The following is a 7,069-nucleotide window of genomic DNA, read 5'->3' as shown; positions in this document are numbered from 1 at the left end:
TTCGCGTGGAAAACGATGTCTTTTGTAGCTCACAACCTCTTTGCTCATCACTCCTCTCTACCATACTACAGTTAACGTGACAGCTCCGACGGGACTTTCTCTACCTCGTGGCGATCAGGATGGCAGCGTGACATCAACCGGGTATAGCTTATTCAAGCTCAGAATCTGTCCGAACAATGAGAGCCATCTCTGACCGATGACATAAGATTGGACTCTGTCCACGGCTATACTCAACGCTCAATATGACTTAAAATTGGACTTTATCCACAAATGGATTTTGCTTGGACTCTGTCCACACAATTTCACTCAGAAACAACTAACGCCTGAGTAAGTTCTCCACTGGATTTTGTCCACGGCGGCTTGGACTTTAACCTCGCGAATCGCGTTATCCCTTGGACTCTGCCCCCATATAACTAATAAGAATTCTAATAAAAACAAATAGCTTCGTGGGAAAAGTCCAAACCCACGTGGAGAAAGTCCAAATCGTAAGCTTGTGGGAAAAGTCCAAATTGACGCCTGGGAAGATGGCGTGAGAAAGTCTGCGTATGGGAGAAATTCATAGCCTGCTCGAAAAGTTTGGCATCAGTGAGATGCGAAGAATTGCAGCTCTTGAGGGCAAAACACAGCGTATGTGCGTTGATGCTGCCCATGAGGTGATGTCTGACGAAGATCAGGCTATCGGTATTGCCCATGCAGGATTTGCAATGGCCGCATTACCTCATAAGAAAATCATGGAGCCTATTTGGCGACGAGAAGGCGGTTCAATACGACTTTTGGTTGAAAGCGGGATCGATCAAAATGATCGCGCTGTTGGGATTCCCTTCGGCGCAATGGCCCGACTTATCCTCCTTTATCTTCAGACCCAAGCAGTAAGAACACGGTCACGCGAAGTAGAGCTGGGCGCAAGTATGAACGCATGGCTGAAGGCCATGGGAGTTTCTGTCGGTGGAAAGACATATACGTCAGTCCGCGACCAAGCTAATCGAATTAGTCGTTGCCGTTTGACTTTCACTCGGACTAGTGCGGGTGCAGAGATTATCACAAACGGGGCATTCGTACGTGATGCGATCATGCCTATTGAGCAGGAAGACGGAAGCCAGCTTACGTTTTGGCGAGAAGCTGTAAGGCTAGATGAGGGCTTTTATGAAAGCTTAATTGAACATCCTCTGCCACTACGGGAAATTGCCATTCGTCAAATATCTAACAAATCCAAAGCTATAGATATATACATATGGCTTGCTTACCGGCTTCACGTGTTGAATGACCCGCTAACACTTACATGGTCGGTATTAAAGAACCAGTTTGGGCCAGAATACAAAGAGCTACGTTATTTTAAAAAAGATATTATTACGCCGTTTAAGATTGCTTTATCCGTTTATCCTGAAGCTCGCGTGCATATAGACGAGAAGAAGGGGATGATTCTGTATCCGTCCCCTCCTCCAATTCCGGAAAGAAAGATCGGACGATAATTAGCGCCGTGGTCGAGACTTTTTTCAAGAGCCTGAAGACCGAAATGCTTTGGAGACAAAGTTGGCCACCACGGCATCAGGCAACAGCCGCCATCTTTCAAGACATCAACGGTTTCTACAATCCGCGACGGCGCCATTCATATCTCGGCAACAACAGCCCCCTCGCTTTCGAGCCAAAGCCGCGTAAAAGAGATCACATACCGGCACAATACCGTCACAAGTCCACACCGCAGCCCAGCAGATAACAGACCGAGCGCTACCGGCAGAGACTTAGCAGCCTGTCGGGTTGGGCATTTTGCGGCTGATAACGCCGAGGCTGACCCGGCTTATGCTGCGTGAAGCCGTGCCATTCTTTTGCAGTTGTATGCGAGAGCGACGAGTGTCCATTCGGTCGTGACTTTTGCAAGGCTGCGCAGACTGAATCTTCTGAACCCCATGATGCTTTTGATAATTCCAAAGACCGGCTCCACGGTCTGTTTTCGTAGTCTGTAAATATCTCCGGCTTCTGTAGTTTCCAGCCTGTCCTTCATGGCAAGCCGCCAGGGTTCGGTGATCCGGCGCGGTTCCCTGTCTTCAGGAGGTGGCCGGAAGTCATAAGGCCTGCGGGCGCAGGGCCGTCCGATGGCGACCAGCGGATCGATGCCTTTTTTCCGCAGGTCCCGGACCGCCTGCCCGCTGGCGTAACCGGTGTCGGCGAGCACTGTCTTTGGGAGACCGATCGTGTTTTCCATCGACAGCACGGTGCTGGCAAAGGATGGCGCGTCCGCTGACGTGGCGACAACGTCGGTTGTCACGATCAGCTGACTGCCTTCGGCGCAGACCACGGCCTGGGCATTGTAAGCCTGCCGGAACTCGTGGGCGTCCGAACGCCGCATGAGGCGGCTGTCGGGATCGGTCAGACTGATCTGCCGGTCGGGTGGCGGTTCATCATCCGGCGGTTTCGGCGCCCTGCCACGACGCCCTGTTTTCGCATCATAAGCGGCTTTCTTCTTCTCGTATGCCGGTCGCGCCGCCTTGGCCTGCGCTTTCGCATCTGCTTCCAGCCGGGCGCAGGCTTCGTCCAGCTTCGCTTTCAGTGTTTCCCGTCGGGCAAGCTCTTCTGGCAGGGCCTGCGGATCTCTGTCTGTGGCATCTGCGTGCTCCGCCTGGTCCATCAGTTTCGCGATATCCACCGCCAGCTGTTCGCGCAGTGCCCTGATCCGGTCGTAGCGCAGGGAACGGTATTTCGAAGCGTCGGCATCAATTTTCGTGCCGTCAATCGATACGACACCCAGACGCAGCAGACCCGTCTCGCGCGCCAGAAGCAGGACCTGCGCAAATGCAGCTTCAATGGCTGTCCGGTTCGTCCGGCGGAAGGTCGCAATCGTATCATGATCCGGATGCAGGTTCGCCGCCACGAAGCGTACCCCGATGTCGCGATATGTCGCCCGCTCGATCCGGCGTGAGGAAAACAACCCGTTCGCATAGCTGAAGATCAGAAGGGCCAGCATCAGGCGCGGATGATACTGCGCCTTGCCTCCCGTGCGCACTGGCACGCAGAACGCACTCATCGGAACCCGCTCAACAGCTGCGACAATGAAATGCACCATATCGTCAGCCGGAAGCCACGACGTCAGATCAGGCGGCAGAAGATACGGCTGGGATCGGTCAAACGGGATGAAGCGGCTCATCGCGACACTCTACAGCCTTCCCCCTTCACAGGGTACCCCAACCCGACAGGCTGTTAGGGCCTGTTAGATCTTGAAATTCTTCCCATATTATAGGGATGGAAGAAGGAGACGGAACAGGCACTTTTACGGACGAGACATGGGCGATCTGGAAACCTCTGATTGAGGCGGTTCGCCCACGAGGCAAGACGCCGCCCCATGATCTGCGGCGCACGATAGCAGCGATCTTCTGGCGGCATGAGAATGGCGCGAAATGGCGGAGTATCCCCGCTGAACTGGGTCCGTGGTGGCGGGCGGCCCAGCTTTTCATTCGCTGGGCGAAGCTGGGTGTATGGGAACGCCTGCTCGCACTGGTTCAGGAGCAACAGGGGGTAGCGCTCGGTATGACTTTTCTGGATGGCACAAATATCAGGGCTCACCACAAGGCGGCGGGAGCCCCAAAAAAGGGGGCTCTTTCGAAGAGCGAGACCATCGTGAAGCACTTGGCCGCTCTCGGGGCGGCTATGGCACAAAAGTCTGCGTGATCGCGGACGGACACGGAAAAGCTATCGGTTTTGCGCTGGCGCCTGGGCAGGCCCATGAACTGCCATTGGCTCCCGCCATGCTCGATAGCCTTACCGCCATTCCCTTGTGGGTGGTGGCGGACAAGGGCTACGCATCGGATGCCTTCCGTGAACGGATATGGGACATGGGAGCCCGACCGGCCATTCCTGCAAAACGACGCGATGCGCCAGTTGCCTGTCCCAAATGGGCCTATCGGTGTCGGCACCTGGTCGAGAACCTCTGGGCTCGTCTCAAGGAGTGGCGTGCAGTCGCGACCAGATACGAAAAAACCGCAACGTCCTTCCTCGCGGTCATCCACATCGCCGCCGCAGCAGACTGGATCAAGCGCTAACAGGGCCTAGTTGTTTTAACCAGATTGAGTATCGACTTTTCCATCCGGAATTGAGTCAATAATGTTATCTAACTCAGATATCCGTTGACGAACTGCGGATAATTCTTGTAGCAAGTTCCCTTCCTTACGCGTTAATCTTCGTTTTTCGACTGTAAGAGATACTTTATCTAGACGTTGAGATGTCGGCTCGGGCGTCGGCAATTCTTTCCTAAGCGCAGCTATCTCTCTTCTGGTCACATCCGGCCTAATCAGTCCTCTTTCTTCTGCGACCTTTAATTGCCAGTCGTTGAGCAGTGTTATTTGGTATGCTGTACCATAACTGCCAGGACATTTTTCAAGCGGAATCTTCCCTGTCTCCACGGCACGTGCAATTTGCCTTAGCTGTGTCGCGGTGGCATCAGAGAAGGGAAACAATCTATCCGACCCAGATCGTAACTTAAGATATTCTGATTTCGATAAGACGTTTTCTAGATCGAGGAGCGCACGGCCAATAGATAAAAACGCGTCTCTAGCCTGCCCCCAACTTTCATTAATTTCGGCTCGCACAGAAAGAAGCTTAGACATCTTCCCGTCATCGGTGATAACGGAAGTTCCATCAAAAATGTCTCTAATAACATCTACGATGTCACTTTCTACCACTATATGAGAAGTTAAAGCAGTCGCCCGATTGTCAATAATTTCGGCCGGGCGGCTTGTATCCAGCATCTGCTTAAGTGCTGATCTGCCCATACGATGTTTATTTGTCATTTTTCGATTATCCGCTTAGTAAATGCCCAAAGTTCTTCGAAAGCTTCTTGACCGCGGCTTTTCGTGAAATCAAGCAGAGTGAGCCCCTGAGCACTTGGCACGTGAACATCTTCAAGTTGAGGAAGCTCAATTGGGCATACATCAGCGACTTTAATTAACCGTCCTCGTATTTTTGCAAAAGAATTTGTACGTCTATTTGCTCGATTGAGTACGAGGACGCTCTTGCATCCTGTGTTTTTCAGAACCGCACTCCACGGGGCGACGCTATCAGCGTCGTCTTGCGTACACACCGAAGGTACAATTACTAGATCAGCGCTTTGCGCTAGGCCAGTTATCGCAGCCATATGATCTTCTACGCTCGGGGGCGTATCAAGGACGACAAGATCAGCAGACTGAGCGGCCTTTAGGCCACTGCGCCAATTTTGGAGTGTGCTTGGAATCACCTTAACAGGCGCAAAATTTGGAAAACTCTCTAAAGTGCGCTCTCGGCGCTGAGCCCATTTATCCAGTGTCCCCTGACGATCATAATCAACCCCAATTACCGACATCCCTTCTTGGGCTGCTGCCACAAGCAGATGCCGAGCAATAACAGACTTGCCGCTTCCGCCCTTCGGCGATGAAACGAGAATAACTTTCGGCATAATGTTTCCTAAAGAATGGGTTGGAGATCAGCCCTGTTAGAAACTGTTAGACATGTCTAATCGAACCAATCGTCTGCGGCAACCGTGAGTCTGAACTTTTTCTCGTTAAGGAAATTAGACATGTCTAATTTTCGATTACAAAAGGCTATTTCACAACGTTGGCGTAAACGTCAATAAGTCGTAAAATCGACACCAGCCCCCGCCGCCCGGCGCAAGGGGTGGGTCGCCGCGTAGCCGCGTCGATCCCGCCGCAGGCGGCGCCCTTGCCCCGGCCGTCGCGGCCCGGTCGCGCGGATGATGTCAAAACCAGAAATGGAGAAAGGCATCATGCGCCCACACCGTATTCCCACTGCAACCTCCCCTCGCCCGCCTGCCCCGATGCGCTGGGCCAACGTGACCGCTCCGCTTACCTGCACCCGCTGTGGCGTCACCTGGATGGCAGGAGACCCGGCCATCACCCTGCCCTGTCGCGGCTGTGATGCCGAACCTGGTCAGCCCTGCCGACGCTGGGCCGGCGGCAACGAAAACGTCTGCGCCCAGCGCGATCGTGACGCCCAGCAGGCGGGTCTGCTGAAGGAGTGCGAGGCGCTCACATGGGATGGTCGGCACAGCAAACCCCTGCGCCTGTGGGCCAGCTCGGTGGGTGGCACGGTCCCTGATGCCATCCGCACCGGAACCCCGGTAGCCCGGTTCGCGGCATGACGCCAGACCTGCGGGGCTACGACCATATCATCGTGGCCCTGAGCGGCGGGAAAGACAGCGTGGCGTCTCTGCTTGCAGCCCTGGAGCTGGGAGCCAGACCGGAAAGCATCGAACTCTGGCATCATGACGTGGACGGGGGAGGGGTTCATGGACTGGCCCTCCACCCCCGGCTATGTCCGCCAGATCGCCCGCGCCTTTGACCTGCCATGCTGCATGTCATGGCGCGACAGGGGCATACAGCGCGAGATGCTCCGCGACGGCACGCCCACCGCCCCGGTCAGCTTCGAGACCCCGGACGGGACCATGCACAGGGGCGGGGAGGGGAGGCCGGGCCGACGCCTGCGCTTTCCCCAGATCAGCGGCAACCTCGCCGTGCGCTGGTGCAGCAGTGTCGCCAAGATTGACGTTGCCGCCATGGCGCTGCGCGGGCAGGACCGCTTCCTCGGCCGCCGGACCCTGTTCATCACCGGGGAGCGCGCGGAAGAAAGCCCCGGGCGCGCCCGCTACGCGGTATTCGAGCCGCATCGTACCGATACCCGCGCCAGCCTGCGCCGTCCCCGTCTCGTCGATCACTGGCGTCCGGTTCATGGATGGTCGGAAACAATGGTATGGGACAGCCTCAGGCGGCACCGCATCGTGCCAGCCCTGCCATACCGGATCGGCTTCGGCCGGCTGTCCTGCCTTGGCTGTATTTTCATGTCGGCAGACCAGGCCGCGACCTTCCGCCTCATCGCCCCCGACCGCTTCGCGCGCTTCGCCGCATATGAACGTGCCTTCGGCTGCACGATACGGCGCGACATCGACCTGAACACCCTTGCCGATCGGGGGCGCCCGTTTCCCGCTGCCCTGCAACAGCCCGACCTGGTCCGGCAGGCCCTGTCGCCCGACTGGGCAGGCCCGGTGCTGACCGGGCATTGGTGCTTGCCCGCAGGGGCTTTCGGCGAGAGC

The 7,069-nt window shown here is 55.7% G+C and carries 7 protein-coding genes and 1 pseudogene; 5 read left to right on the top strand and 3 right to left on the bottom strand.

Translation table 11 applies throughout. The annotated features are described in order from the left end of the window. Positions 1–545: 545 nt before the first annotated feature. Together DY926_RS07695 and DY926_RS07690 are read left to right on the top strand one after the other, a co-directional pair. A complete protein-coding gene (locus DY926_RS07695; protein WP_083824321.1) occupies positions 546–1,469 on the top strand; it encodes a replication protein RepA in 924 nt (307 codons plus the stop codon). Positions 1,470–1,471: 2 nt separating this feature from the next. Continuing rightward, a pseudogene (locus DY926_RS07690) lies at positions 1,472–1,648 on the top strand (IS3 family transposase); the annotation flags it as partial. Between the two features lie 147 nt (positions 1,649–1,795). On the opposite strand, the gene DY926_RS07685 reads toward DY926_RS07690, so the two are convergent. Beyond that, a complete protein-coding gene (locus tag DY926_RS07685) occupies positions 1,796–3,139 on the bottom strand; it encodes an IS1182 family transposase (protein ID WP_116702835.1) in 1,344 nt (447 codons plus the stop codon). 95 nt (positions 3,140–3,234) lie between these two features. Here DY926_RS07685 and DY926_RS07680 point away from each other — a divergent pair. Further along, positions 3,235–4,031 (top strand): IS5 family transposase gene (locus DY926_RS07680; RefSeq protein WP_196778567.1). Its coding sequence is split into 2 segments (ribosomal slippage): positions 3,235–3,574 and positions 3,574–4,031, totalling 798 coding nucleotides; the frame shifts between segments, so codons are not numbered across the junction. A gap of 15 nt (positions 4,032–4,046) precedes the next feature. On the opposite strand, the gene DY926_RS07675 is transcribed toward DY926_RS07680, so the two are convergent. Together DY926_RS07675 and DY926_RS07670 are read right to left on the bottom strand one after the other, a co-directional pair. Continuing rightward, positions 4,047–4,778, bottom strand: a complete 732-nt coding sequence (locus DY926_RS07675) for a hypothetical protein (protein WP_116702834.1) — start codon at positions 4,776–4,778, stop codon at positions 4,047–4,049. Continuing rightward, complete coding sequence (locus DY926_RS07670; RefSeq protein WP_116702833.1) at positions 4,775–5,419, bottom strand: ParA family protein; 645 nt, start codon at positions 5,417–5,419, stop codon at positions 4,775–4,777. The genes DY926_RS07675 and DY926_RS07670 overlap by 4 nt, the downstream gene beginning before the upstream one ends. A gap of 327 nt (positions 5,420–5,746) precedes the next feature. Between DY926_RS07670 and DY926_RS07665 the strand changes: the two genes are divergently transcribed. Continuing rightward, a complete protein-coding gene (locus DY926_RS07665; protein ID WP_148707748.1) occupies positions 5,747–6,121 on the top strand; it encodes a hypothetical protein in 375 nt (124 codons plus the stop codon). Positions 6,122–6,268: 147 nt separating this feature from the next. Then, the coding region (locus DY926_RS07660; RefSeq protein ID WP_241503115.1) for a phosphoadenosine phosphosulfate reductase domain-containing protein at positions 6,269–7,069 on the top strand (801 nt) is incomplete at its 3' end.

The sequence above is a fragment of the Komagataeibacter melaceti genome, assembly GCF_003403295.1.
Lineage (GTDB): Bacteria > Pseudomonadota > Alphaproteobacteria > Acetobacterales > Acetobacteraceae > Komagataeibacter > Komagataeibacter melaceti.
The sequence above is the reverse complement of the archived record's forward strand: the minus strand, read 5'-3'. Positions and strand labels throughout refer to the sequence as shown.

Coding starts and splice junctions, on each gene's coding strand:
- DY926_RS07695 (WP_083824321.1), top strand. CDS start 546: ATGGGAGAAATTCATAGCCTGCTCGAAAAGTTTGGCATCAGTGAGATG.
- DY926_RS07685 (WP_116702835.1), bottom strand. CDS start 3,139: ATGAGCCGCTTCATCCCGTTTGACCGATCCCAGCCGTATCTTCTGCCG.
- DY926_RS07675 (WP_116702834.1), bottom strand. CDS start 4,778: ATGACAAATAAACATCGTATGGGCAGATCAGCACTTAAGCAGATGCTG.
- DY926_RS07670 (WP_116702833.1), bottom strand. CDS start 5,419: ATGCCGAAAGTTATTCTCGTTTCATCGCCGAAGGGCGGAAGCGGCAAG.
- DY926_RS07665 (WP_148707748.1), top strand. CDS start 5,747: ATGCGCCCACACCGTATTCCCACTGCAACCTCCCCTCGCCCGCCTGCC.